This is a genomic window from Rossellomorea sp. DUT-2 (genome assembly GCF_052665285.1).
In genome coordinates this window covers 696,300-720,016 of the sequence record NZ_JBQPEO010000002.1, presented here as the reverse complement: position 1 = coordinate 720,016, position 23,717 = coordinate 696,300, and the positions used below count along the sequence as shown (strand labels likewise).

Genomic DNA, 23,717 nt, shown 5'->3' with positions numbered 1-23,717 from the left:
ATAAATCATAACAATATAGAGGTGTTTGAATTGGATAAGAATTTAAAAGGAATTGAGTTATTGCAAGAAGGAAAAGTAGAAGAGGCTGTGAAGCTTTTTACAGAAGCCATTGAAGAAAACCCTAAGGATCCTGTCGGATATATTAATTTCGGGAACGTATTAATGTCGGTTGGAGACAACGAAAAGGCGAAGAAGTTCTTCGAACGGGCAATCTCGATCGACGAGAATGCAGGGGCAGCATACTATTCCCTGGGGAACCTGTACTTTAATGAAAATAATTTTGATGAAGCAAAGGATCAATTTGAAAAAGCTGTTTCGAAAGGAATGGAAAATGCCGACGTTTATTTTATGCTTGGAGTCAGTTTGTTCCAATTAGAGCAGCCTAAACTCTCTCTTCCTTACTTACAACGAAGTGTCGAACTGAATGAAGAGGACATAGAGGCGCGCTTCCAGTTAGGTCTATGCTTAGCGAAGGTCGAAGCATACGAAGAAGCCATTGCGCATTTATCTCAAGTAGTGGAAGCAGATCCAACTCATGCAGATGCATACTACAACTTAGGGGTTGCCTATGCAGGCCATAAGGATGATGCAGATACGGCACTGATGTATTTCAACAAAGCAATCGAAGTTCAACCAGATCATATGCTGGCGGGCTATGGCATCAAGATGATCGAAAAGCTAAAAAATGAACAAAGTGAATAGTTAGGGGGTTCACTGATTTGAGCCAGCAAGATTCTTTAAAGCTGTTTGGTGAGGAAGAAATCTATATAAAAGGAAGGCACCTTGTCACCATTTTTCATAATGAGGAAAATCTTTATACCGTGGTCCGGATCCGGGTCGACGAAACGAATGATTCTTATGAAGACAAAGAAGCGGTCGTAACCGGGAATTTTCCAAAGATACATGAAGATGAGACCTATGTGTTTTACGGGAGGTTTCAGGAGCACCCAAAGTTTGGCATGCAGTTTCATGCGAAGCATTTCAAGAAAGAAATCCCACAAACCACACAAGGTGTCGTCCATTATTTATCAAGTGATTTATTTAAAGGAATCGGGAAGAAAACAGCTGAGAAGATAGTGGAGCACATCGGGGAAAATGCCATCACCAAAATACTCGAAAATCCAAGCCTCCTGGATGAAATTCCAAAGCTTCCAAAGGAAAAGGCGAAAAGTATTTATGATACGCTTTCCGAGCATCAAGGCTTGGAGCGGGTCATGATCATGCTGAATGATCTGGGGTTTGGACCCCAAATTTCCATGAAGGTCTATCAAGCCTATAAAGAGCAGGCACTTGAAATCATTCAGAGTAATCCCTATAAGCTCGTGGAAGATATTGAAGGAATCGGCTTTACCCGGGCCGATGAGATCGGGTCTAAGATCGGTTTGACAGGCAGTCATCCTGATCGGATCAAAGCAGGCTGTTTATACACCCTTGAGCAAACATGTGTGAAGCAGGGACATGTGTATCTCGAAGCAGAAGAGCTCATAGTAACGGTGAAGGAGCTCCTTGAGAAAAGTCAGCCCGAAAAGGTCGATTACACTGAAATATCCAGTCAACTGGTTTCGTTGGAGGAAGAGGGTAAAGTCATTGGAGAAGGCACAAAAGTGTATGTTCCTTCTCTTTACTTCTCTGAAAAAGGGATTGTGACAAACATTGAAAAAATTATGTCTCAAACCCAATATAAAGACCAATTCCCTCAATCCGAATTTCTTCTGTCACTTGGAGCACTCGAGGACCGACTGGGGGTTCAATACGCACCTTCCCAAAAAGAAGCCATCGAAACAGCATTAATGTCCCCCATGCTCCTGTTGACCGGAGGACCCGGTACCGGTAAGACGACCGTCATTCAGGGGATTGTCGAGCTGTTTGCTGATCTTCATGGCTGCTCCTTGGATCCCAAGGATTACAAAGATGAACCCTTTCCTGTCTTACTGACAGCCCCGACTGGTCGAGCGGCAAAGCGAATGACAGAATCCACGGGCCTCCCTGCCATGACGATTCACCGTCTTTTAGGCTGGAACGGTCAAGAAGGATTTCAGAGTGATGAAGAACGGGCGATTGAAGGAAAGTTGCTAATTGTGGATGAAGTGTCCATGGTTGACACATGGCTTGCGCATCAATTATTGAAGGCCCTGCCTGAGGATATTCAAGTGATATTTGTCGGGGATGAAGATCAATTACCGTCTGTCGGTCCCGGCCAGGTACTAAAGGACCTATTGAAGTCGGAAGTGGTGCCAACAGTCAGATTAACGGATATTTATAGACAGGAAGAGGGCTCTTCCATTATTGAGCTTGCTCACTATATGAAAAGGGGACAGGTTCCTAAAGATCTGACCAAACAGCAGAAGGACCGATCCTTCTTCCCGTGCAGAACCAATCAAATATCCGAAGTCGTTCAAAAAATTGTTGAGAACGCGAAGAAAAAAGGGTACTCCCCAAAGGATATCCAGGTCCTTGCTCCCATGTATCGAGGCCCTGCAGGTATCGATCGATTGAATGAACTCCTTCAGGAAATCTTCAATAGCAATGACGGTACCCGGAAAGAAATTGCCTTTGGAGATGTGAAATATCGTATTGGGGATAAGGTGCTTCAGCTGGTCAATCAGCCTGAAAGCAATGTTTTCAACGGGGATATCGGTGAAATCGTCTCAATCTTTTATGCAAAGGAAAACACCGAGAAGCAAGATATGATCATTGTGTCATATGAAGGAAATGAGGTCACCTATACGAGGCAGGATCTCATGCAAATTACCCATGCATATTGCTGCTCGATCCATAAGTCACAAGGAAGTGAGTTTCCCATTGTGATTTTACCTGTCGTGAAAAGCTATTATCGCATGCTGAGAAGAAATCTTTTATACACTGCCATCACCAGGAGCAAGCAATTCCTCATTCTTTGTGGAGAGCTTGATGCTTTTACCCTTGGAGTAGAGAGAGAAGATGATTTTCTCCGCAAAACCACCCTAAGCGAAAAACTGAAAGGTTTAACCGCTGCTGAAGAGAACACGGCAGTCTCTCCTGAAGAAGGCTTACCCATTGAAGAAATCCTGCTGAATGAGGATCCAATGATTGGAATGGAAGGCATCAGCCCCTATGATTTCATGAAAGCATAAGGTCAACGAATGAATATTTCTCATGTAGAAACCATTCATTCGTTGACCTTTTTCTATACACTTATTTGGGGTCTTTTCCACTAAATATGCTGAGTCGTCAAAAGAAGTAAATTTATCTTTTGAATTAGTGTAAATCAAAATATAGACCGTTCCTTTTCACTCCAGGCACTTGCTTTCCGCGGGGCGGGCGGTGAGCCTCCTCGGCTTCGCCTGCGGGGTCTCACCTGTCCCGCTATTCCCGCAGGAGTCAAGTGCCTTCCGCTACAATCCACTCTGTGCTACTACCTTGTTTCTGCTTATATGTATAGATAAACAAATTATCTACGAAAGGTGTGTGTTAACTCATAATTAGGAAGAGCATTGAACTAACTTTCAAATGGGTCAGACAATTCATTTTGGTCTAAATTTGATACCAAATGTTAACTGCATGATTAGCTAGATCTTTTCCTTGAATGACAAAAAAACAGGTTCGAAAAACACTCTTTTCTGTAGAGAATCTTTTTTGCTCCGCGGAAAGCTGAGCAGTTCCCCACACCATCTAGCACACACTAATGGACAGAGCCCAAGCAGATTGTCTGTTAAAAAAAATCAACAATCTTTGCGAGGTGAACCTATTGATAATGATTAATGTTAACTTAAAATAAATTAAAGTTGACATATATTTATTGAAAGCGATATCCTTATCTTGTAGAAAAAAGACAGATGGGGGAAGACAGATGAATAGAAAATTAAGGACAATCGATCTTACACTGGCAGGGATGTTTGTTGCACTTATGGCGATTGGTGCCAACATCACGACATTCGTACCTTTTATGGTAGTGGGCGGTGTTCCCATTACGTTACAAACGTTCTTCGCCATTTTAGCAGGAGCGATCCTTGGCAGCAGGGTCGGGGCGATTTCCATGACAGTGTACGCACTGGTGGGACTCGTGGGGGTTCCTGTATTTGCACGATTTGGAGCAGGGTTATCTTCTATTGTGAGTCCGACATTCGGATTCATCGTATCATTTATTTTCACAGCTTACATTACAGGTAAAATCGTAGAAAAACATAAAGGAGTCAAGGTATACATTTTCGCGGCACTAGTCGGGATGGCGGTCAATTACGTGGTCGGGACGAACTGGATGTATGCCGCTTACAAGCTTTGGGCTGCAGCTCCTGAAGGATTTACATATAACCTTGCATGGGCCTGGATGGTGGTTCCTTTACCGAAGGATATCATCTTAGCCGTGTGTGCTGGAATGATGGCTCATCGCCTGGAGAAATCGGTCTTATCGAAGAGTACATTTAAGAATACAAAAAGAGCTGCTTAAAAGGGAGGAATTTCATATGAAAACGTGGAAGGAACTGGCCCTTGGAGTGATCGAGGGAGAAGAAATCACAAATGAAGAAGCTTTATCGATTTTACAAAGTCCGGATGACGAGCTTCTGGAATTATTGCATAGCGCTTACCTGATTCGTAAGCATTATTATGGGAACAAAGTGAAATTAAATATGATCATCAATACGAAATCAGGGTTATGCCCTGAAAACTGCGGCTATTGTTCACAGTCCATTGTTTCAAATGCTCCGATCGAGAAATATCGTATGGTGGATAAAGAGACAATCCTAAAAGGAGCTGAAAATGCTCATCAGCTAAATGTGGGAACATATTGTATTGTGGCGAGTGGAAGGGGCCCGAGCAATCGGGAAGTCGATCATGTGGTTTCAGCAGTAAAGGAAATCAAAGAGCAATATAATTTAAAAGTATGTGCATGTTTAGGCTTACTAAAAGACGATCAGGCGAAACGGTTAAAAGAAGCAGGGGTGGACCGTTATAACCATAACATCAATACTTCAGAGAACCATCATGAAAACATCACCACTTCCCATACATATGAAGACAGGGTGAATACCATTGAACAAGCGAAAGCACAGGGGATTTCTCCCTGTTCCGGTATCATTGTCGGCATGAAAGAGACATTACAGGATGTGGTCGATATGTCCCGCAGCTTAAAGGTGCTGGATGCCGACTCTATTCCAGTGAACTTTTTACATGCAATAGATGGTACACCTCTTGAAGGAACAAACGACCTCGATCCGAGATATTGTTTAAAGGTCCTTTGTTTAATGCGCTTCATCAACCCGACAAAAGAGATCCGGATATCAGGGGGACGGGAAGTGAATCTGCGCAGTTTACAGCCGCTGGGACTTTATCCGGCCAACTCGATCTTTATTGGTGATTATTTAACGACAGCCGGTCAGGAAGGGACAGCCGATCACCAAATGCTTGAAGATCTGGGGTTTGAAGTTGATTATGTGAAGGAAGTAAGGGAGCAGGCAACATCATGAAAAGTGAATAAATAAATTTGGTGGGTGCTTTGGAAAAGGTTACTCCTTATGAAATCAAGAAAATATCCCACACTATATAAGAACGGTGATTAAACATCGTTTGGCCGGATATTCTCATTGAACAAGTATAAAACAAGCCCGGATTGGTCATGATGGTAGGGAATACACACCAGGTTTTGGTGTAATAGAGGTGAACCTTACCGATGAAGTGTCCAAATTGTCAGAGCAAAGATATCGGAAAGATCGGCATCAACCAATATTATTGTTGGGGTTGCTATATAGAGCTTTCCTTGTCAAAGGGAGTCATTCATACTCATCAAGTGGAAGAGGATGGATCACTGAGCTCCTTAGACGACTTGTTTGATGAGGAAGAACGCCGACTAAGCTAGGAAGAGGTGTCTTTCTTGAACAAAACATTTGCATCCATCGTTGGTTTTGGAGCAGGAATTGCGGCTTCCATCTATTCACAAAGATCCAACATGATGAACCAAAGACAAATGAAACGAATTCGTAAACAAGTAAAGAAACTTTTTTAACAGCTAAAAAGGCTGACTTTCGGGTCAGTCTTTTTTTATGTTTACACCTAAATGAATAAAACACCCTTCTATCTTCGAACAATAGAGAAGAGAAGGAGGTGTTGATGATGGAAAAGAGACCTTATGCCAAATGGTTGTACCGACTTTCAATTGCCCTTATTCTTGCTTTATTCCTATATATTCTCTATTTATTAAAGCCTGTATGGCATCCGGTCCTGGAAGTATTGTTCTTTTCGCTCCTGCCTTTTTTGATAGGGGGCTTCATTGCCTACTTGCTTCATCCTATAGTAGAAAAAATCCATGAGGCGGGCATTCATAGAGGAATAGCCATCATGCTCATCTACATCCTATTCTTCGGAGGATTAGGATACTCAGTCTACAAGGGAACTCCGATCATCATACATCAGCTGAAAGATTTATCAGAGAATGCGCCACTATTTACAAAGCAATACCAGAGGTGGCTGGATTATGTGCAAAGTGAGACCTCCACTTGGCCAGATGGGATACAATCTCAATTAGAGGAAAGAATTGACGGGATCGAAGCCTGGTTGACGGGGCTTGTTGCAGTCGTTCTGGCTACTGTCATGAAGTTTATGAACAGCCTGCTGCTTGTTGCGATCATTCCCTTCGTATCCTTTTATTTATTAAAGGATATTACGAAAGTGAAAAAATTTCTGTGGCAGCTTACTCCAAAAAAATGGAGGAACAGCGCTGTTTCATTCTCAAAGGACGTGGATGAATCGCTGGGAGGCTATATCCGGGGACAGCTTTTAGTTTGTTTGATCATTGGGGGACTTTCAGCATTGACGCTCTGGTTGATTGGTATGAAGTATCCCTTGATACTCGGATTAATCATTGGGGTAACCAATGTAATACCCTATTTCGGACCGATTATCGGAGCCGTTCCAGCAGCCATCGTGGCAAGTACGATTTCCGTCAATATGATGATATATGTCGTCATCATGGTCGTCATTCTTCAATTTCTGGAGGGGAATATCTTATCACCCCTCATTGTCGGAAAAAGCCTCCATATGCATCCACTGTTTATTATGGCTGCCCTTATCATTGGCGGTGAAGTAGGGGGTGTGATCGGCATGATTGTGGCAGTACCTTTTTTAGCTGTGGTAAAAGTAGCGATTTTACATGGACGAACCCATTTCATTCATACAGCAGGGGAAGATTAACTGAAAAAATAACAATCAACATTGACAAATACAGTGAATATTTCTATAATCCAACATATACAAGTATTCGAATAAAATGAAAGCTATGAAGGACCTCAGTACGTTATAGTCCATCTACCAGAGAGGAATCCCCCAGGCTGTAAGGGATTCTAGATGAAGGATAACCGAATGCTAATCCTGAGTGCAGGTAAAGCCTGCCGTCTATCCGCGTTAAGGTGTTTTGAGGGATGAATATAAGAAAAGCGGAAGGGCTTTCCTTTATTCATAACCAGGGTGGTACCGCGAGAAACAGCTCTCGTCCCTGTTTTAGGGATGAGGGCTTTTTTGTATTCTTTTTTAACTATACATACTCATTAAAGGAGGAAGTTTCAAGTGAACAAATTAACAGGCGCAGAAATTCGTCAGAAGTTTTTAGATTTCTTTCAGGAAAAAGGACATGGGGTGGAACCAAGTGCACCATTAGTTCCACATGAGGATCCGTCCCTTTTATGGATCAATAGTGGGGTAGCGACATTAAAGAAATATTTCGATGGACGTGTCATCCCTCAAAATCCTAGGATCGTGAATGCCCAAAAGTCGATTCGTACAAATGATATTGAAAACGTAGGGAAAACTGCACGCCATCACACGTTTTTCGAAATGCTTGGAAACTTCTCGATCGGAGAATATTTTAAAGTAGAAGCGATTGAATGGGCTTGGGAGTTCTTAACGGATAAAAAGTGGGTCGGCTTTGATCCTGAATACCTATCTGTTACCATTCATCCCGAAGATCACGAAGCATTTGACATCTGGAACAAAAAAGTTGGCGTACCAGCTGAACGAATCATTCGCATCGAAGGGAACTTCTGGGATATCGGGGAAGGTCCAAGTGGCCCGAATACAGAAATCTTCTACGATCGTGGGCCGGAATATGGGGACAATCCTGAAGACCCTGAATTATATCCGGGTGGAGAGAATGATCGTTACCTTGAGGTATGGAATCTTGTGTTCTCACAATTCAATCATAACCCTGATGGAACGTACACTCCGCTCCCTAAGAAGAATATCGATACCGGTATGGGACTTGAACGTATGGCATGTGTCGTACAAGAAGTACCGACAAACTTTGATACCGATTTATTCATTCCAATTATAAAGGCGACAGAAGAAATTTCCGGTAAGTCTTACGGAATAGACAGTGACATCGACGTAGCGTTCAAGGTCATCGCCGATCATATCAGAACGGTTTCCTTTGCCATCGGTGACGGAGCTCTTCCATCCAATGAAGGCCGCGGCTATGTATTAAGAAGACTGCTTCGCCGTGCGGTTCGATTTGCGAAACAAATTGAAATCAACCGTCCATTCATGTATGAATTGGTCCCGGTTGTTTCTGAAATCATGGTGGATTTCTATCCGGAAGTGAAACAAAAAGCGGAATTCATCCAAAAAGTAGTGAAAAATGAAGAAGATCGCTTCCACGAAACATTGAACGAAGGGCTTGCAATTCTTTCTTCCATCATCAAGGTACAAAAATCTGCAGGTAATAAGATCGTTCCAGGTGAGGATGTCTTCCGTTTGTATGATACGTACGGCTTCCCGGTTGAGTTAACGGAAGAATATGCAGAAGAAGAAGGATTAACAGTGGATCATGAAGGTTTTGAAAAAGAGATGGAAGCCCAGCGTGAAAGAGCGAGATCGGCTCGCCAGGATGTAGGAAGCATGCAGGTGCAGGGCGGAGTCCTTAGTGACATCACGGTAGAAAGTCGCTTCGTAGGGTATGACACTCTAGAAACGACTGCTACTATTCTTGAACTGCTGGTTGACAATGAGCGTCAGCCTAAAGTAGAGAAAGGACAGGAATGTCAATTCATTCTGGACCAGACACCTTTCTACGCAGAGAGCGGCGGACAAATCGGCGATAAAGGGTACATTGAAGCCATGGGTGTGAAAGTGTTGGTGACAAACGTCAAGAAAGCGCCTAATGGGCAAAACCTTCACTCTGCCATCGTTGAAGAGGGTACGTTAGAGCAGCATGCACAGGTGCTGGCTAAAGTGTCCCGTGAAGCCAGAACAAGAGTGGAGAAAAATCACACAGCTACTCACATCCTTCATCAGGCATTGAAAGATGTTCTCGGAGATCATGTAAACCAGGCAGGTTCTTTAGTGGAACCAGATCGTCTGCGATTCGACTTCTCTCATTTCGGTTCTGTTTCCCAGGAAGAGATTGAGCGAATCGAAACCATCGTCAATGAGAAGGTTTGGAAGGCTATTTCAGTGAACACAGCCCTTAAATCCTTATCAGAGGCTAAAGCGATGGGGGCTATGGCTTTATTCGGTGAAAAATACGGCGAAGAAGTTCGCGTCGTATCGATTGGAGAATATAGCTTAGAGCTATGTGGTGGTTGTCATGTATCGAACACGTCTGAAATCGGGTTATTTAAGATTCTGTCTGAAAGCGGGATTGGAGCGGGCACGAGAAGGATTGAAGCTGTTACAGCAGAGAATGCTTATAAAGTGCTGAATGAACAGGTTTCTCAACTGAAGGAAGTAGCAGGCAAACTTAAAGCGAATCCTAAAGAAGTCGTCAACCGCGTTGACTCTTTATTAGTAGAAATGAAAGAGCTTCAAAGAGAAAATGAATCATTATCCGCAAAGTTGTCTAACATAGAAGCAGGTAGCTTAACGGATCAAGTCAAAGTCATTGACGGGGTGAATGTTCTATCCGCGAAAGTGGCTGCTGGAGATAGCAATGGATTGCGTACCATGATGGATGATCTTAAACTGAAATTGGGCTCCGGGGTTATTGTATTGGCAACAACTGGGGACGATAAAGTTACGATCATTGCAGGAGTTACGAAGGACTTAGTCGAAAAAGGATATCATGCTGGAAAACTTGTTAAAGAAGTAGCTTCACGCTGTGGTGGAGGAGGCGGTGGCCGTCCGGACATGGCTCAAGCTGGTGGTAAACACCCGGAAAAAGTTGAAGAAGCACTGCAAATTGTAGAAGAATGGGTCAAATCCATTTAACTCCTTGTGAAAGTGGTGTACAATGTAGGTAACGATTAACAATTCGGTTGTCAAAAAGACAAGCCTAAAGAGAGGTGCTAAAAATGAGTTCTTTTGACAAAACGATGCGGTTTGATTTTTCAGAGGAGCCGTTCGAACATGACGTGAGGGAAGTTCTCCTGCAGGTTCATGATGCTCTTCAAGAAAAAGGGTACAACCCGATCAATCAAATCGTAGGGTACTTATTATCTGGAGATCCTGCTTACATTCCCAGACATCAAGACGCCAGAAATATCATCCGCCGTTTAGAACGTGATGAGATCATCGAAGAATTAGTCAAATCGTATTTGAAACAGCACAAAGAGGGATAATACATGCGTGTAATGGGTTTAGACGTCGGCTCTAAAACAGTGGGAGTCGCAATTAGCGATGAGCTTGGTTGGACCGCTCAAGGAATTGAAACGATTAAGATTGATGAAGATCAAGGTGTGTTCCGGATCGACAGATTAAAGGAACTTGCCGAAGAGTACCAGGTGGATACAGTTGTAGTCGGATTGCCTAAAAACATGAACAACTCAATTGGTCCCCGGGGAGAAGCATCTAAAGCTTATGGAGATTTAATTCAGCAAGAGTTATCCGTTCCCGTTAAATACTGGGATGAACGACTGAGTACGATGGCTGCGGAACGAGTCCTTTTAGAAGCCGATGTAAGTAGGAAGAAACGTAAGAAAGTAATCGATAAAATGGCTGCGATGATGATCCTTCAAGGATATCTTGATAGCCAAAAATAATGAGGTGAATGTTCATGGAACACGGAGAAAAACAAATTACAGTAGTTGACGAACAAGGAAATGAACAATTATGCGAGGTTCTTTTCACGTTTGAATCAGATAAATTCAATAAATCATATGTCCTATACTATCCACTGGGAGCAGATGAGAACGACGAAGAAGAAATCGAAATTCACGCTTCTGCTTTCCTTCCGGGAGACGAAGGACAAGAAGGCGAATTAAAGCCGATTGAAACGGAAGAAGAGTGGGACATGATCGAAGAAATGTTAAACACTTTCTTAGACGAAGAAGAAGAAGACGGAGAATAAGTAGTAAGCTATAGTTTCATACAGAACAGGGACCGCAAAAAGGGACAAAAAATTCACCTTTTTGCAGGTCCCTGTTTCACTTTGTGCAAAATATTGTATAATAGTGGAGATGATGTCGAATTACGTTTGACGGATATCCCGCTTTTTTGCTCGAAAGGGGGAAATATAGCTTTGGATAAAAAGAAAAACATAAAAGAAACACTTATGAAAAAACTGCTGGAAAGACAAGAGGAGGCAAAGGTCATTAGAAAAATAGTAGGACTTGTCATTCTTTGTCTTGTCATTATTATTGGAGGAACGGCCATTGGTGGATACCTTTATGTGAATTCAGCATTAAAACCCGTCGATCCGGACAATACGAAACCAGTAAAAGTCGAAATACCCATAGGCTCTGGAGTGACATCCATCGGGAACATTCTCGAGGAAGAAGGAATCGTTAAGAATTCTACGATTTTTAAATACTATGTCAAATTCAACAATGAATCCGGCTTTCAGGCAGGTTCTTATGACTTGACACCTTCCATGACATTAAATGAAATTGTGAATAGCTTAAAAACAGGGAAGGTAATGAGAAAAGCAGAATTCAAGATTACCATACCCGAGGGACTGCAATTAGACCAAATCGCTGAGCTTATTGCTGATAAGTCCCCATACAAAAAAGACGAAATTGAAGAAAAATTAAAAGATAAGAAATGGCTCGAGCAATTAAAAAAGGAATATCCGGCATTGATAACTGATGAAATATTAAAGGAGGGTATTAAACGTCCGTTGGAAGGATACCTCTATCCTGCGACGTACCCTTTCTATGAAAAAAAGCCTTCTTTAGAAGCCATCTTAACGAAGATGATTGCCCAAACGAATGAAGTCCTCGCTCAATATGAGGGAGCGATGGCAGATAGGGAATACACGGCTCATGAGCTTCTTACGTTATCTTCCCTCATTGAAGAAGAAGCAACAGAAAAAGCAGACAGAGGGAAAATCTCAAGTGTTTTCTATAATCGTATCGAAGAAGGTATGCCTCTTCAAACCGATCCTACGGTGCTTTATGCACTAGGTAAACATAAAAAAAGAACCGTCTACAAAGATCTGGAAGTGGATTCACCTTATAACACATATCAAGTGAAGGGGTTACCACCCGGACCGATTGCGAATGCCGGTGTCTCTTCGATTGAAGCGGCTTTAGAACCAGAGGATACAGAATATTACTATTTCCTGGCTTCTTCCAATGGTTCCGTTTATTATTCTGAAACATTAGAAGAACATAACGAGAAAAAGGCGAAGTATATTACAAACAAAGAAGAATAGCCTGGTGAGAAGAGGAAAGAAATATTCGCTTTCCTCTTCTCTATGTGATAAAATAGTACAAGTTATTTTTATATACGGGCGATATCTTTATGAAGATGTGTGTGAAGTAGAAAGCTCATTGTAGCTTTCTTCTTTTCATGTTGTCTAAAGAATGGATCGTTACCCTAGACCACTTTTGAACATGATCGTGAGGCTTATTTATGAACGAACAGGTTATTCACTATATAGAATCAATCGTGAAAGAACGTCCCCCTTTACTTGCTGAGATGGAGCAATATGCAGAAGCTCATAACGTTCCGATTATGGAGCTGGTAGGGATTGAAGCATTGCTGGGGATGTTACGTATACAACAACCGAAACGCATCTTGGAAATTGGGACTGCCATTGGCTATTCCGCTCTCAGGATGGCGGAGGCTCTTCCCCACTCGACAATCGTCACTCTTGAACGGGACGAAGAAAGGTTCGACGCAGCTCAGAGCTTTCTGTCTCGTTCAGAGGACCGTAAGAGGATCGTAACTTTATTCGGTGATGCCTTGGAGCTCGGCGAAGAAGTAGAAAAGCACGGCCCTTTTGATGCGATATTTATCGATGCTGCCAAGGGACAATACCTTAAATTCTTTGAACTCTACTCTGAAATGCTGTCAGAAGAAGGGGTCGTCTACTCGGATAATGTCTTGTTTAAGGGACTTGTCGCCCAAGAAGAAGTAGAACAGAAAAGAATTCGGAACATGGTAAAAAAATTAAAGAATTATAATGAATGGCTCATGAATCATGGGCAATTTGATACGAGTATTTTACCCGTTGGAGACGGTATTGCCATCAGTAAAAAAAGAGGTGATCGCTCATGAAAAAACCAGAATTACTCGTGACCCCTGTCTCTGTTTCTGATATTGAACCGTTGGCATTGGCGGGAGCGGATGCGTTTATGGTTGGTGAACAAAGGTATGGCTTAAGGCTTGCAGGAGAGTTTTCAAGAGAAGATGTAGCCGAAGCGATCAAAGCGGCCCACAAACTTGGTAAAAAAGTGTATGTCGCCATGAACGCCCTTTTCCATAATGATAAAATTTCTGAACTTGACGACTATATTGCCTTTCTAAAAGACGCCGGTGCGGATGCGATCGTGTTCGGTGACCCTGCTGTGTTAATGGCTGCCCGTGAAGTGGCACCGGATATGCCTCTTCATTGGAACACGGAAACGACCGCCACCAATTGGTATACATGTAATTATTGGGGCAGAAAAGGGGCGAAACGCGCTGTTCTGGCCCGGGAACTAAGCATGGATACCATCGTGGAGATGAAAGAAAATGCAGAAGTTGAAATCGAGGTCCAGGTCCACGGAATGACCTGCATGTTCCAATCAAAACGCTCATTACTAGGTAATTATTTTGAGTATAGAGGCAAGGCGATGGAGATTGAAAACCGTAAAGAACAAGGTAATATGTTCTTGCACGATGATGAACGTCATAATAAATACCCAATCTATGAAGATGAGAACGGCACCCATATTATGAGTCCGAATGATATGTGCATCGTCGATGAACTGGGTGAAATGATCGAAGCCGGCATTGATTCCTTCAAAATCGATGGGGTCCGGAAATCTTCAGAATATATATTGGAAGTAACGAAACTATATCGTAAAGCCATTGATCTATATATAGAAGACGAAGATCAATATGACGAAAAAAAAGACGGATTTTTGGAAGAAGCGAAGAGCCTGCAACCTGAAAATCGTCCATTGGATACTGGATTTTTCTTTAAAGAAACGGTGTATTAAGAACGAAATGAAGATTGATCAGAACGGAGGAGTTACGATGACCACGGTTGTGAAAAAACCCATATCCAAGATAGTAGATGGAAGACGTGTCATTGTGAAGAAACCTGAGTTACTGGCTCCTGCCGGTAATCTGGAGAAATTGAAGATCGCTGTCCATTACGGTGCAGATGCAGTCTATATTGGCGGACAGGAATACGGCCTGCGCTCAAACGCCGGGAATTTCACCCTCGAACAAATGAAAGAGGGCGTAGAGTTTGCGAGAGGTTATGGCGCCAAAATTTATGTAACTACCAACATCTATGCCCATAATGAGAATATGGATGGTCTCGAAGACTACCTGCGTGGACTTCAGGAGGCGGGAGTTGCGGGAATTATTGTCGCTGACCCACTTATCATTGAAACATGCAGGAGGGTCGCACCAAAAGTGGAGGTGCATTTAAGTACCCAGCAGTCCCTTTCAAACTGGAAAGCGGTTCAGTTCTGGAAGGAAGAAGGACTCGATCGAGTGGTATTGGCACGTGAAGCAAGCGGCGACGAAATCCGTGAAATGAAAGAAAAGGTAGATATTGAAATCGAGACCTTTATCCATGGGGCAATGTGCATTGCCTACTCCGGCCGCTGCACATTAAGTAACCATATGACCGCCCGTGACTCAAATCGTGGCGGGTGCTGTCAATCATGCCGTTGGGATTACGACTTATATGAAGCGGACGGAGGGAATGAGAATCCTCTTTACGAAAACGGTGATGCTCCTTTTGCCATGAGTCCGAAAGATTTAAAGCTGGTTGAATCGATTCCGAGAATGATTGAATTGGGCATTGACAGCCTGAAAATCGAGGGACGTATGAAGTCCATTCACTACGTAGCCACTGTCGTAAGCGTATACCGTAAAGTGATTGACGAATACTGTAAAGATCCCGATAATTTTACGATTCAGCAACAATGGCTGGAAGAACTCGATAAATGTGCGAACCGTGATACAGCTCCAGCATTTTTTGAGGGAGTTCCAGGCTTCAAGGAGCAAATGTTTGGTGTTCATAATAAGAAAAACACAAATTATGAATTTGTCGGACTTGTGTTAGATTACGACGAAGAAACGCAAATCGTCACCCTGCAACAGAGAAACCATTTTATAACAGGACAAGAAGTAGAATTTTTCGGTCCTGAAATCTCAAACTTTACGCAAGTTGTCGAGAAGATGTGGGATGAAAAAGGAAATGAGCTTGATGTTGCACGTCACCCATTACAAATTGTGAAATTCAAGGTTCATCAGAGAGTATATCCTGATAACATGATGCGAAAGGAGAACACCTAATACTTATGAAGCATAAACCCGTTGTGATTGGTGTAGCAGGAGGATCCGGCTCAGGTAAAACAAGTGTTACCAAAGCCATTTATGAGCAATTTCAAGGTCATTCGATTTTAATGCTGCAGCAGGATTATTATTATAAAGATCAATCGAATCTACCTTTTGAGGAACGTCTGAAAACGAATTATGATCATCCATTGGCCTTTGATAATGATCTATTGATTCAACATCTTCACGGTCTTTTAGATCATCAACCCGTAAATAAGCCGGTATATGATTATAAAATGCACACCCGTTCAGACGATACGATTCTAGTTGAACCGAAAGATGTTATTATTTTAGAAGGAATTTTAGTATTAGAAGATGAAAGATTGCGTAACTTAATGGATATTAAGCTATATGTAGATACAGATGCCGATCTTCGCATCATCAGAAGAATGCTTCGCGATATTAAAGAGCGGGGTCGTTCCATTGATTCCGTCATTGATCAATACATTACAGTTGTTCGTCCTATGCATAATCAATTTATCGAACCGACGAAGCGATATGCTGACGTGATCATTCCTGAAGGTGGTCATAATCACGTGGCAATCGATTTAATGGTAACAAAAATTCAAACTATTCTTGAACAAAAGTCATTTTTGTAATACGATAGCATAGATAAAGACATATAGGTAGATTTTACATTTTCCCACATTGTAAAGAAGCAGGGAATGGAGAGAGAATGAATTCTCTCTCCATTCCCTACCTTTACATAGTTAACAAAGGAACATTTACATAAAGAGTATGGGGAACTCTTAGATAGAAGAAGGAGTGAAGAGGGTCATGAGTACAGATAAAGTATTTCCGATGACAGCAGAAGGTAAAGAGAAGTTAGAAAAAGAACTGGAGAATTTGAAAACGGTTAAACGTAAAGAAGTCGTTGAGCGTATTAAAATCGCCCGAAGCTTTGGAGATTTATCCGAGAACTCAGAGTATGACGCAGCGAAAGATGAACAAGCATTTGTTGAAGGTCGTATTTCTACTTTAGAAAACATGATTCGCAATGCGAAAATCATTCAAGAAGATGATATGAACTCAGATACAGTACAATTAGGGAAAAAAGTAACGTTTGTTGAACTGCCGGACGGAGATAAAGAAACATACACAATCGTCGGTAGTGCAGAAGCGGATCCATTTGAAGGGAAAATTTCAAATGATTCACCAATCGCGAAAAGCCTTCTGGGACATAAAGTAGGCGCGAAAGTAAGCGTTCAAACTCCAGGTGGAGAAATGAGTGTGAAGATTGTAGAAGTAAGCTGATCATGTAGAAGAGACTCATTATCGAGTCTCTTCTTTTTTTATGCTGCGAATAAGATTATTTCACATAAAACTCGTCAACAATGGGGACGAGGTGACAAAATGAAACGAAAACGAATCAGGTTACTCAGTATCTTTTTATTACTTGCCCTTTTTGCGCTGGCAGGTAGACTGATGCAATTGCAATTATTTCAAACAGAATCCTATTCGAAACATCAAATCAATCTTCTCGAAGAAAGTGTCTCTCAACGAACGCAACAATTGGTGATCGATGAAGGCCGGGGAGAGTTTCTCGATCGGAACGGGGAACCACTTACGTATACGGAGAAAAATGTTCTTGTTCTTTTTCCTTTCCTGAAGAAAATGGACTGGCCTGCAGAAAAAGTGGCAGATATACTCCATGTGCCACCTCAAACCATCCTATCTAAACTTGCGGAAGCGAAAGGACCCATCATCTTTGGCGGGAAAGAGCCGTTACAGCTGACGGAAAGCCAAATGAGTGACATTAATGGCCTTGAAATCCAGGGAGTATTTGCGCTGACAAAAAAGTTCAAAAGTACTCAAGTTCCTGCTTCACAACTGATCGGAGTAACAGGAGAAAATACAGAGGTCTTTCATAAGCGGTATCCGGATAAAGTAAAAGGAGCGAATCAGAAAATTGGCGTGTCCGGCCTTCAAGAAAGCTTTGACGAGTGGCTGGTCGCAGAGGAAGAAGCAAAGCTGATCTATCATGTGGATGCCATCGGTGGTCCGCTATTCGGTGTAGACGTGAAGTATCTGGCCCCTGCCAATCCCTTCTATCCCCTTAATGTGAAAACGACAATCGATGCCAGGATGCAGAAAGCATTGGAAGAAGTCGCCGATACGTATAACATTCAAAAGGGAGGATTACTGCTCCTTGATATTGAAAAGAGTGAAATCGTTGCCAGTGTATCAAGACCTTCCATGAAAAGCCGTGACCCGTTTAGTGGAGGGGCAACGAATTACATGCTGAAAGCGTTGATCCCCGGATCCGTGTTTAAGACCGTGGTTGCCGCTGCAGCCATGGACGAAGGAATGGTGGATGAAAGCAGGCTGTTTGCATGTGACGAAGGCATCAGGGGGGCTCCAGCCGAAAAGCCACACGGTAATATCAATATTAAGACGAGTCTTGCTGTCAGCTGTAACCGAACGTTTGCGGATTTGGCGAATGAACTAACGGAAAAGGATGATCATCTCCTGGATGAATATGCTGAAAAGATCGGGCTGCTCGGGGATATAGCCTGGAATGGAAACGTCTTTCATTATGAAAGTTTTCCTCAGCTTCAAGTGAGCGCTGGAAGAATCTTTACCTCAGAGACAGACAGAGAGGATCCGAATCTCGTTTCCTTAACAGGTATCGGACAAAAAGAAGTTCGAGTCACCCCCCTTGGCATGGCCAATATGATGGCCACCATCGCGAGGGGAGGGGGAAAATATCAGGTAAGTGCCGTATCCGCAGTCGAGTATCAAAATGGAACGAAGATGTTTTCCTTCCCTAAACAGGAGCAGGAGGGTGAGACCATCACTCCTTATACGGCCATGAAGCTTCAGCAGTATTTAAGAGGAGTGGTGAACTCCCCAGAGGGAACAGCCCCATACTTGCAAACAGCTGCCTACACCATTGCCGGTAAAACGGGAACGGCCCAGACAGGTAATTATCGTGGAGAACAAGCGAAGGAAAATGAATTGTACAATAAATGGTTCGCAGGATATTTTCCTTTTGAAAATCCTAAATACTCCCTCGTTGCCGTCAACATGGACGTGAAAATAAATGAAGGCGGCATTTATCCGATTTTCAAAGATAGCGTGGATGCCATTTATAATCTAGAGAATGATTAACCAATATGTACAATGGTCCTGCGACCTTTTTCCCTTTCTTGTGAAAGTAACTAAAAGCAGCTGATCTGGATAATGTTTCGCTTTATTCTTTTCCTCTAGTCATGTTAAAATGTTTAGGATAATAGGGAGGGAACGTAATGGCGAAATACCAATCTCGATTAGATAAACGATCCAAGAAGAATTCAAATAAAATTTTGAACATAATGATCGCAGTCGTACTTTTATTGATTGTCGTTGTCGGAGCGACAATAGTGATGGGAGGCGGCGATGAGAAGGCATCATCTAACGTTGCTGATACAGAAACAAAAGATACAGAAACAAAAGATTCAGACAAAAGCAATAAGAATGCTGAAAAAGACGATAAATCTGTTTCTTTAGATGAGGATAAGAAATCTGAGGAAAAAGAAAATGAAGATAAAAAAGACGAAGAAAAGAAAAGCGATGAAGAAAAACAAAAAGACGAAGCTTCTGATGAAGAGGACACTGTAAAATTAGAAGGTGAAGAACAAAGCGAATTAAAAGTGGAAGATAGTGACGAACCCAATGTGAAGAAAACCATGGTGCATCCTAAATGGAAGCCGATTGGTACTGAGCAAACCGGTGAACATGTTTCGTCATATGAACCGGGCTCTGTCGATTGGCAGGAAAAGGTGAAGACCATCTCGTATGCAACGGGCATCCCCGAAGACAACATGACGGTTTGGTATATCGAAGGAAATGGCGGACCTCAGAAGTCCATGGCTACCGTAACAGCCAAAGATACAAAAAAACCATACAGAGTGTATCTGCAATGGGTGGACGGCAAAGGGTGGCAGCCCACCAAAGTACAGGAATTAGTGGAAAATGATAAAGATTAATATGTGATGAAATGAAAAAGGCTTTTCCTAATTAGGAAGAGCCTTTTTTGAATCATTTTTTTACTTTAAAGTGAACCGCCGCGCTATACAATCTTCTTCCATTCTCATCAATGGAAACGGCATGATTTACATGATGGACGCTCAGCATGATCGCTTTATTATGCTGGATTTGTTCATCCACTTTCTTTTCCAACATTCGTAAGCTATCTGCTTCAAAAAACTCTACTTTATCTTCTATTAAGTCAAATGAAATATTCATATGTTTATCCTCCTCTATTACTTATGATCTTCTTACAGACAGGTTGTCCCCCTTATTTTAGAGGCGGAAAACGTTTTTTACAATTAATATTTGTTGAATTCATTCAAAGAATATGATAATTTAATAACAGTTTTAATTTTAATCCATAGTATGTTTATAGGAATTATAAACTTAATATAGCTGAGGTGCTGAATCATGGGTAGAGAATTTTTGGATTTGTTCCAGGATTGGGCAGATTCTTATGACGATACAGTAACGGGGAAAGACGTTGAATATCAAGCGGTTTTCGAGCACTATGAATCCATTCTTGACGAAGTCGTTTCCCGGTCAAAGGGAAGAGTCGTTGAATTTGGCCCGGGGACAGGGAATATGACCAGGAAATTACTGGATGCAGGGCTTGAAGTGGTTCCTTTTGAACCTTCCCCTGAGATGAGAGCCATTGGAATGCAGAAGCTTGGAAAAGAGGTAACGTTCACGGATGGAGATTTCCTCGACTTCTCTTTAGAAGGAGGGGCAGATTCGATCGTGAGCTCCTATGCATTCCATCACTTAACAGATGAAGAAAAGGGAAAAGCTTTTCGCATATATGGAAAGCTACTGGCACATGGTGGTAAAATAGTATTTGCCGATACGATGTTTGAAACGGATCAGCACTATCAAGCCGCCATATCCCAAGCAATCAAAAAAGAGTATTACAACCTTGCTGAAGATTTAAAACGGGAATATTACACAACCTTGGATGTTCTAAGGGAATTATTGTACCAGAATGGGTTTTCAGTCACTTTTAAGCAAGTAAATACCTTTGTGTGGATTATGGAGGCGACTAAACAGTAGAAAGAGGTTTTAGTAATGAAAATCGCCATCATTGGAGCAATGGAAGAAGAAGTAGCCTTACTTAGAGAAAATATTTCAAACCCGACAGTGGAAACAATCGCAGGGTGTGAATATACAAGTGGAACGATGGAAGACAAAGAAGTGATTTTACTTCGCTCAGGAATCGGCAAGGTGAATGCAGCGATGTCAACAGCCGTTCTTCTGCAGCATTTTAAACCGGACTGCATCATCAATACAGGGTCAGCCGGAGGATTCGATCCTTCGCTAAATGTTGGGGATGTTGTCATCTCAACAGAAGTAAGGCATCACGATGTGGATGTGACGGCTTTTGGATATGAATACGGTCAGGTACCACAGCTTCCGGCCGCATTTACAGCAGACGGGAAATTAATGCAGACAGCCATTGATAGCGTGAAGGAGCTTGGAAATGCACAAGTGGTGTCAGGATTGATCGCCACGGGCGATTCATTTATGAATGATCCTAAGCGTGTAGAAGCGATCCGTGACAAATTCACTGATTTACAGGCAGTGGAAATGGAAGCGGCAGCCATTGCGCAAGTGGCTCATCAATTTAACGTACCATTTGTCATCATCCGCTCTCTTTCTGATATTGCCGGCAAGGAATCAGATGTTTCCTTCGAACAATATTTAGAAAAGGCGGCCCTCCACTCTGCCAAAATGGTTATGAGCATTGTGAAGTCTGTTTAATACAAGGAAAATACGGCTGACCCGGGTACCTACTTTCTCATCAAAACATACGGTCTAATCATATGTATTTGAGGACAGGGGAGGTGGATGGAGTCAGCTTTTTTTATGAAGGGGGATTGAGTACATGGACGTGTATAACAGCGTACATGACCTGATTGGGAATACACCGATTGTCGAGCTTACAAACTTCCCATTAAAAAAAGGAGTCCGCCTCTTTGCTAAGCTGGAATTTTTCAATCCTGGAGGTAGTGTGAAGGATCGTCTGGGCAGGGAATTATTAGAAAATGCCATCCGTAACGGTAAAATAGAACCGGGAGGCACTTTCATTGAACCGACTGCAGGGAACACGGGAATCGGCCTGGCTCTTGCAGCTGTGAATTCGGGATACAATGTCATGTTCTGCGTACCTGAAAAATTCAGCATAGAAAAGCAGGAGCTTATGAAAGCATTAGGCGCCAAAATCATTCATACCCCAACCGAGGAAGGAATGAAGGGGGCCATTGCAAAAGCAAATGAACTGGTAAAGGAAATTCCGAACTCTTATTCTCCACAGCAATTCGGGAATGCGGCCAATCCGGAGACGTATTACAAAACGTTGGGACCTGAACTATGGAATCAGATGGATGGCAACATTCAAACTTTTGTTGCAGGAGCAGGGACAGGGGGTACCTTCATGGGGACTGCTCAGTACCTGAAGGAAAGAAATAAGAACATCAAAACAGTCATTGTTGAACCTGAAGGCTCCATCTTGAACGGTGGACCATCAGGGCCTCATAAAACAGAGGGAATCGGCATGGAATTCTTACCTCACTATATGGATTCAAGCTATTTTAATAGCATCCATACCGTGACGGACGACAATGCTTTTAAACGAGTAAAAGAGCTTGCGCTGATGGAAGGCTTACTGGTCGGAAGTTCTTCTGGTGCAGTGCTGCATGCTGCATTAAAGGAAGCGGAAGAAGCAGAGCCGGGAAGCCATATCGTCACGATTTTCCCGGACTCGAGTGAGCGCTATTTAAGTAAGAAAATATATGAAGGAGGACTCTAATCATGAAAAAGAAAACACAACTAATTCACGGCGGTATCCCTACAGATCCTCAAACAGGTGCTGTATCCACTCCCATCTATCAGGTGAGTACGTATAAGCAGGATGAAGTAGGAAAGCATAAAGGCTTTGAATATTCACGTTCAGGAAACCCGACAAGGCACGCACTTGAAGAGTTGATTAAAGATCTGGAAGGCGGAGAAAAAGGCTTTGCATTCGGATCTGGAATGGCAGCTATTACGGCAGTTATGATGATGTTCAATAGCGGAGATCATATAGTCATGACAGATGATGTGTATGGCGGAACGTATCGTGTCATGACCAAGGTCTTAAATCGTATCGGCATTGAATCCACTTTTGTTGATTCAAGTGATATCGGCAATATTGAACGTGCTATTCAGCCGAATACAAAGGCTGTATACATTGAAACACCTACAAATCCATTATTGAAAATTACCGATATCGAGGCTGCAGCTTCCTTAGCCAAGAAGCACAATCTATTGACGATTGTGGATAATACATTCAGCACTCCTTATTGGCAAAATCCAATCAGCCTGGGAGCAGACATCGTTCTTCACAGTGCAACGAAATATATCGGCGGACACAGTGACGTTGTGGCAGGACTGGTCGTTGTGAATTCCGAAGAGCTTGCTGAAGAGTTATTCTTTGTACAGAATTCAACAGGCGGGGTTCTTGGACCACAGGATTCATGGTTACTGATTCGAGGCATTAAAACCTTAGGGCTGAGAATGGAAGAACATGAAGAAAACACGAAGAAAATAGTCGAGTACCTTACATCACACCCGAAAATATCAAAGGTTTACTATCCGGGACTAGAAACCCATCCGAATCATGACATTGCAAAGAAACAGGCATCCGGATTCGGGGGAATGGTTTCCTTTGATGTAGGCAGTGAAGAAAATGCCGATCGTCTGCTCACGAACACCAAATACTTCACATTAGCTGAAAGTCTTGGTGCTGTAGAAAGTTTAATCTCAGTACCTGCCCGCATGACTCACGCATCCATTCCGGCAGATCGCCGAAATGAGCTAGGGATCACAGATGGTTTGATACGTATCTCTGTCGGTCTTGAAGACGTAGAGGACCTGATTGAAGATATTGAAAATGCCCTCTCGAAGTAATTCGTCTATTGGCAGAACTGGTATCAATTACATGGTAGCTGGCATGAGATTATATGTTACCATAGAATGAGAGTTTA

General features: G+C 42.5%; 24 protein-coding genes and 1 other annotated feature. Of the genes, 23 read left to right on the top strand and 1 reads right to left on the bottom strand.

Annotation, left to right across the window (positions count from 1 at the left end; translation table 11 throughout):
* The first annotated feature begins 30 nt into the window (after positions 1-30).
* From ACOSV2_RS09460 to ACOSV2_RS09370, 19 genes are all read left to right on the top strand, one after another.
* On the top strand, positions 31-702 hold the full coding sequence (locus tag ACOSV2_RS09460) for a tetratricopeptide repeat protein (RefSeq protein WP_428974872.1): 672 nt from the start codon (positions 31-33) through the stop codon (positions 700-702).
* A gap of 17 nt (positions 703-719) precedes the next feature.
* The gene (gene recD2, locus ACOSV2_RS09455; RefSeq protein ID WP_428974871.1) at positions 720-3,113 is read left to right on the top strand and encodes an SF1B family DNA helicase RecD2; all 2,394 of its coding nucleotides are present in this window, start codon (positions 720-722) and stop codon (positions 3,111-3,113) included.
* Between the two features lie 716 nt (positions 3,114-3,829).
* The gene (locus tag ACOSV2_RS09450; RefSeq protein WP_428974870.1) at positions 3,830-4,426 is read left to right on the top strand and encodes a biotin transporter BioY; all 597 of its coding nucleotides are present in this window, start codon (positions 3,830-3,832) and stop codon (positions 4,424-4,426) included.
* A gap of 16 nt (positions 4,427-4,442) precedes the next feature.
* Positions 4,443-5,444, top strand: coding sequence for a biotin synthase BioB (bioB, locus tag ACOSV2_RS09445; protein ID WP_428974869.1), 1,002 nt, complete (start codon positions 4,443-4,445; stop codon positions 5,442-5,444).
* 203 nt (positions 5,445-5,647) lie between these two features.
* Positions 5,648-5,833, top strand: a complete 186-nt coding sequence (locus ACOSV2_RS09440; protein WP_034757353.1) for a hypothetical protein — start codon at positions 5,648-5,650, stop codon at positions 5,831-5,833.
* A gap of 15 nt (positions 5,834-5,848) precedes the next feature.
* Complete coding sequence (locus ACOSV2_RS09435) at positions 5,849-5,980, top strand: YrzQ family protein (RefSeq protein ID WP_082051298.1); 132 nt, start codon at positions 5,849-5,851, stop codon at positions 5,978-5,980.
* A 104-nt stretch (positions 5,981-6,084) separates the two neighbouring features.
* Positions 6,085-7,164: an AI-2E family transporter gene (locus tag ACOSV2_RS09430; protein ID WP_428974868.1), complete on the top strand. Its 1,080-nt coding sequence runs from the start codon at positions 6,085-6,087 to the stop codon at positions 7,162-7,164.
* Between the two features lie 76 nt (positions 7,165-7,240).
* Positions 7,241-7,470 (top strand) — a binding site (T-box leader).
* A gap of 66 nt (positions 7,471-7,536) precedes the next feature.
* A complete protein-coding gene (alaS, locus tag ACOSV2_RS09425) occupies positions 7,537-10,170 on the top strand; it encodes an alanine--tRNA ligase (protein WP_428974867.1) in 2,634 nt (877 codons plus the stop codon).
* 83 nt (positions 10,171-10,253) lie between these two features.
* Positions 10,254-10,520 (top strand): IreB family regulatory phosphoprotein, encoded by a 267-nt coding sequence (locus ACOSV2_RS09420; protein WP_064092452.1) that lies wholly within the window; start codon positions 10,254-10,256, stop codon positions 10,518-10,520.
* Positions 10,521-10,523: 3 nt separating this feature from the next.
* On the top strand, positions 10,524-10,940 hold the full coding sequence (ruvX, locus tag ACOSV2_RS09415; RefSeq protein ID WP_428974866.1) for a Holliday junction resolvase RuvX: 417 nt from the start codon (positions 10,524-10,526) through the stop codon (positions 10,938-10,940).
* 14 nt (positions 10,941-10,954) lie between these two features.
* Positions 10,955-11,248 carry a DUF1292 domain-containing protein gene (locus tag ACOSV2_RS09410; protein WP_428974865.1) on the top strand — a complete coding sequence of 98 codons (294 nt, stop codon included), beginning with the start codon at positions 10,955-10,957 and terminating at the stop codon, positions 11,246-11,248.
* A 165-nt stretch (positions 11,249-11,413) separates the two neighbouring features.
* The gene (gene mltG / locus ACOSV2_RS09405) at positions 11,414-12,553 is read left to right on the top strand and encodes an endolytic transglycosylase MltG (RefSeq protein WP_428975095.1); all 1,140 of its coding nucleotides are present in this window, start codon (positions 11,414-11,416) and stop codon (positions 12,551-12,553) included.
* 200 nt (positions 12,554-12,753) lie between these two features.
* On the top strand, positions 12,754-13,401 hold the full coding sequence (locus tag ACOSV2_RS09400; RefSeq protein ID WP_113971297.1) for an O-methyltransferase: 648 nt from the start codon (positions 12,754-12,756) through the stop codon (positions 13,399-13,401).
* Positions 13,398-14,327, top strand: coding sequence for a peptidase U32 family protein (locus ACOSV2_RS09395; RefSeq protein WP_428974864.1), 930 nt, complete (start codon positions 13,398-13,400; stop codon positions 14,325-14,327). The genes ACOSV2_RS09400 and ACOSV2_RS09395 overlap by 4 nt, the downstream gene beginning before the upstream one ends.
* 37 nt (positions 14,328-14,364) lie before the next feature.
* Positions 14,365-15,642: a peptidase U32 family protein gene (locus tag ACOSV2_RS09390; RefSeq protein WP_428975094.1), complete on the top strand. Its 1,278-nt coding sequence runs from the start codon at positions 14,365-14,367 to the stop codon at positions 15,640-15,642.
* 5 nt (positions 15,643-15,647) lie between these two features.
* Positions 15,648-16,283, top strand: a complete 636-nt coding sequence (udk, locus tag ACOSV2_RS09385; protein WP_044339568.1) for a uridine kinase — start codon at positions 15,648-15,650, stop codon at positions 16,281-16,283.
* Positions 16,284-16,461: 178 nt separating this feature from the next.
* Entirely contained in the window at positions 16,462-16,938 is a 477-nt protein-coding gene (gene greA, locus ACOSV2_RS09380; protein ID WP_113971300.1) for a transcription elongation factor GreA, read from the top strand.
* Between the two features lie 99 nt (positions 16,939-17,037).
* Entirely contained in the window at positions 17,038-18,795 is a 1,758-nt protein-coding gene (locus ACOSV2_RS09375; protein ID WP_428974863.1) for a peptidoglycan D,D-transpeptidase FtsI family protein, read from the top strand.
* 137 nt (positions 18,796-18,932) lie between these two features.
* Positions 18,933-19,652, top strand: coding sequence for a YrrS family protein (locus ACOSV2_RS09370; protein ID WP_428974862.1), 720 nt, complete (start codon positions 18,933-18,935; stop codon positions 19,650-19,652).
* Positions 19,653-19,704: 52 nt separating this feature from the next.
* Here the strand turns inward: ACOSV2_RS09370 and ACOSV2_RS09365 are convergent, their stop codons facing one another.
* Positions 19,705-19,911 carry a DUF2536 family protein gene (locus ACOSV2_RS09365; protein WP_428974861.1) on the bottom strand — a complete coding sequence of 69 codons (207 nt, stop codon included), beginning with the start codon at positions 19,909-19,911 and terminating at the stop codon, positions 19,705-19,707.
* Between the two features lie 195 nt (positions 19,912-20,106).
* Between ACOSV2_RS09365 and ACOSV2_RS09360 the strand changes: the two genes are divergently transcribed.
* The 4 genes from ACOSV2_RS09360 to ACOSV2_RS09345 all read left to right on the top strand — a co-directional run bounded on the left by ACOSV2_RS09360 (position 20,107) and on the right by ACOSV2_RS09345 (position 23,640).
* The gene (locus ACOSV2_RS09360; RefSeq protein WP_428974860.1) at positions 20,107-20,745 is read left to right on the top strand and encodes a class I SAM-dependent DNA methyltransferase; all 639 of its coding nucleotides are present in this window, start codon (positions 20,107-20,109) and stop codon (positions 20,743-20,745) included.
* A 15-nt stretch (positions 20,746-20,760) separates the two neighbouring features.
* On the top strand, positions 20,761-21,453 hold the full coding sequence (gene mtnN, locus ACOSV2_RS09355) for a 5'-methylthioadenosine/S-adenosylhomocysteine nucleosidase (RefSeq protein WP_397552123.1): 693 nt from the start codon (positions 20,761-20,763) through the stop codon (positions 21,451-21,453).
* 124 nt (positions 21,454-21,577) lie between these two features.
* Positions 21,578-22,501: a PLP-dependent cysteine synthase family protein gene (locus ACOSV2_RS09350; RefSeq protein WP_428974859.1), complete on the top strand. Its 924-nt coding sequence runs from the start codon at positions 21,578-21,580 to the stop codon at positions 22,499-22,501.
* A 2-nt stretch (positions 22,502-22,503) separates the two neighbouring features.
* Complete coding sequence (locus ACOSV2_RS09345; protein ID WP_428974858.1) at positions 22,504-23,640, top strand: bifunctional cystathionine gamma-lyase/homocysteine desulfhydrase; 1,137 nt, start codon at positions 22,504-22,506, stop codon at positions 23,638-23,640.
* Positions 23,641-23,717 lie beyond the last annotated feature (77 nt).

Bases quoted from the DNA above. Each gene is read 5' to 3' on its own strand.
- ACOSV2_RS09450 (WP_428974870.1), top strand. From the start codon at position 3,830: ATGAATAGAAAATTAAGGACAATCGATCTTACACTGGCAGGGATGTTT.
- bioB (WP_428974869.1), top strand. From the start codon at position 4,443: ATGAAAACGTGGAAGGAACTGGCCCTTGGAGTGATCGAGGGAGAAGAA.
- ACOSV2_RS09440 (WP_034757353.1), top strand. From the start codon at position 5,648: ATGAAGTGTCCAAATTGTCAGAGCAAAGATATCGGAAAGATCGGCATC.
- ACOSV2_RS09430 (WP_428974868.1), top strand. From the start codon at position 6,085: ATGATGGAAAAGAGACCTTATGCCAAATGGTTGTACCGACTTTCAATT.
- ACOSV2_RS09420 (WP_064092452.1), top strand. From the start codon at position 10,254: ATGAGTTCTTTTGACAAAACGATGCGGTTTGATTTTTCAGAGGAGCCG.
- ruvX (WP_428974866.1), top strand. From the start codon at position 10,524: ATGCGTGTAATGGGTTTAGACGTCGGCTCTAAAACAGTGGGAGTCGCA.
- ACOSV2_RS09410 (WP_428974865.1), top strand. From the start codon at position 10,955: ATGGAACACGGAGAAAAACAAATTACAGTAGTTGACGAACAAGGAAAT.
- ACOSV2_RS09400 (WP_113971297.1), top strand. From the start codon at position 12,754: ATGAACGAACAGGTTATTCACTATATAGAATCAATCGTGAAAGAACGT.
- ACOSV2_RS09395 (WP_428974864.1), top strand. From the start codon at position 13,398: ATGAAAAAACCAGAATTACTCGTGACCCCTGTCTCTGTTTCTGATATT.
- ACOSV2_RS09390 (WP_428975094.1), top strand. From the start codon at position 14,365: ATGACCACGGTTGTGAAAAAACCCATATCCAAGATAGTAGATGGAAGA.
- udk (WP_044339568.1), top strand. From the start codon at position 15,648: ATGAAGCATAAACCCGTTGTGATTGGTGTAGCAGGAGGATCCGGCTCA.
- greA (WP_113971300.1), top strand. From the start codon at position 16,462: ATGAGTACAGATAAAGTATTTCCGATGACAGCAGAAGGTAAAGAGAAG.
- ACOSV2_RS09375 (WP_428974863.1), top strand. From the start codon at position 17,038: ATGAAACGAAAACGAATCAGGTTACTCAGTATCTTTTTATTACTTGCC.
- ACOSV2_RS09370 (WP_428974862.1), top strand. From the start codon at position 18,933: ATGGCGAAATACCAATCTCGATTAGATAAACGATCCAAGAAGAATTCA.
- ACOSV2_RS09365 (WP_428974861.1), bottom strand. From the start codon at position 19,911: ATGAATATTTCATTTGACTTAATAGAAGATAAAGTAGAGTTTTTTGAA.
- ACOSV2_RS09360 (WP_428974860.1), top strand. From the start codon at position 20,107: ATGGGTAGAGAATTTTTGGATTTGTTCCAGGATTGGGCAGATTCTTAT.
- mtnN (WP_397552123.1), top strand. From the start codon at position 20,761: ATGAAAATCGCCATCATTGGAGCAATGGAAGAAGAAGTAGCCTTACTT.
- ACOSV2_RS09350 (WP_428974859.1), top strand. From the start codon at position 21,578: ATGGACGTGTATAACAGCGTACATGACCTGATTGGGAATACACCGATT.
- ACOSV2_RS09345 (WP_428974858.1), top strand. From the start codon at position 22,504: ATGAAAAAGAAAACACAACTAATTCACGGCGGTATCCCTACAGATCCT.